The organism is Microcystis sp. LE19-41.2A, from assembly GCF_027530405.1.
In the GTDB taxonomy this organism is placed as follows: domain Bacteria; phylum Cyanobacteriota; class Cyanobacteriia; order Cyanobacteriales; family Microcystaceae; genus Microcystis; species Microcystis aeruginosa.
The window spans coordinates 1-1,575 of sequence record NZ_JAPZQJ010000063.1 but is presented as its reverse complement, the minus strand read 5'-3'; the positions used below and the strand labels follow the sequence as shown (position 1 = coordinate 1,575).

At 45.3% G+C, this 1,575-nt stretch carries 2 protein-coding genes and 1 tRNA gene; 2 read left to right on the top strand and 1 reads right to left on the bottom strand.

The window, feature by feature from the left end; all coding sequences use genetic code 11:
• Positions 1 to 249 precede the first annotated feature (249 nt).
• Positions 250 to 322, top strand: a tRNA-Gln gene (locus O9290_RS02870).
• 1 nt (position 323) lies between these two features.
• Here the strand turns inward: O9290_RS02870 and O9290_RS02865 are convergent.
• Entirely contained in the window at positions 324 to 1,373 is a 1,050-nt protein-coding gene (locus tag O9290_RS02865) for an AI-2E family transporter (RefSeq protein ID WP_288035305.1), read from the bottom strand.
• Positions 1,374 to 1,463: 90 nt separating this feature from the next.
• Here O9290_RS02865 and O9290_RS02860 point away from each other — a divergent pair.
• Positions 1,464 to 1,575 (top strand): helix-turn-helix domain-containing protein (locus O9290_RS02860; protein ID WP_288054760.1); only part of this gene is annotated, 112 nt, incomplete at its 3' end.

Below are 1,575 nucleotides of genomic sequence, written 5' to 3'. Positions count from 1 at the left end.
CCCCCCACCCCACACCCCACACCCCAAACCCCAATCCCAAAACCCCAAAACGCAAACCCCAATGGCTATAAGACAAAGCAGTTAACACTATGCCCATACCCAAAACCCCACACCCCAAACCCCAAACCCCAAACCCCAAACCCCAAACCCCACGAAAAACTTTTTGCCGCAAACCCGAAGTAAAAAATTTTTATCAACTTCTTGACAAAACCGGGGAGATAAATGCTAGTATTAAAAAGGTCTGTCCAATGGGGATTAGCCAAGCGGTAAGGCAGCGGGTTTTGGTCCCGCCATTTCCTAGGTTCGAATCCTAGATCCCCAGTTTAGGATTTTTTATCCCCAATCCGCCAATGATCGAGAATATCCTCGATCAAAGCTTCCTTTAGCCAAATACGACCGATAAGCGCCAGGGGAACCGCCAGAAATAGCCCTAAAAAGCCAAAAATCGAGGCGAAAAACAACTGGGCCAACAGGGTAAAAGCGGGTAAGAGCCTGAGCGACCGCACTGTTAAAATGGGCAGCGGTGAATGACGGTCGAAATATTGAATTAACAGATAAATACTGCTGTAGAGTAGTAAAACCGCCCAGGGTTGCCAGGGAGCTTCCAGAAGGGCGATAGAAAAGGGTAAAATCGTGCTTAAAACTGGCCCGAGGTTGGGGATAAAGGTGAGAAATCCCGCGAGAATAGATTGGGAAAAAGCGAGGGGAATGCCGATCAGGGATAGACCCAGGCAACTACCCAAGGTCATAATCAACATATGACAGAAAATCCCTTTCAGCCAAGCTTTTAAATCTCGATCGCACTGTTCTAGGATCGATCGTACCCTAGAACGGTAGAAAGCAGGAAATAAACGCAGAAAACAACGGTGGTAAGCGGCAGGATCGGCGAGAATCATCAAGCCCAGGGCAACAATTAGCAGTAAGCTGAGGATAATGCCGAAAGTACCGTAAAAAATGCTTAAACCCCGGCCAGCAATTTGGTTAATCAGGGGTTGTAATTGAGCGAGCAGTGTTTTAAAGTCAGGTAAGACACTGGCCAGACTAGGATCGAGATAATCCTCAAGACTATGGACTTGTCCCCAGAGTCTTTCTATAGCTTGGGGTAATAAACTAAATAATTGGCGAAATTGTTGGACTAAAGCGGGTATAATCCCCACAAACATACCGATAATACCAATAAAGAAGCCAAAAAGAGTGATAATTAGTGCGTAGGAACGCTTGAGGTGATGACGCTGCCACCAAGTCACAGCCAAATTTAAAATCTGAGCCAGAAGAATCGCCATCAATAATAATAAGAGAATCTGTCGAATCTGCCAGAGAATCAACAGACAAAAGACTAACAGAACTAAACCGAGGCTGCTGCCAAAAGTCATCGAAAATTTGGGTCTGAAACCCCGTCGTTCTACGACGGCTTTACTGTTAAATATTAGCACATTTACGAAATATATGCTAAAATGTGAGACATGGAAAAAGCCTACTCGTTTCGATTTTACCCAACACCCGAACAAGAGTCGCTATTGCGGCGCACATTGGGCTGTGTAAGATTAGTTTACAACAAAGCTCTCCATCTCAGAA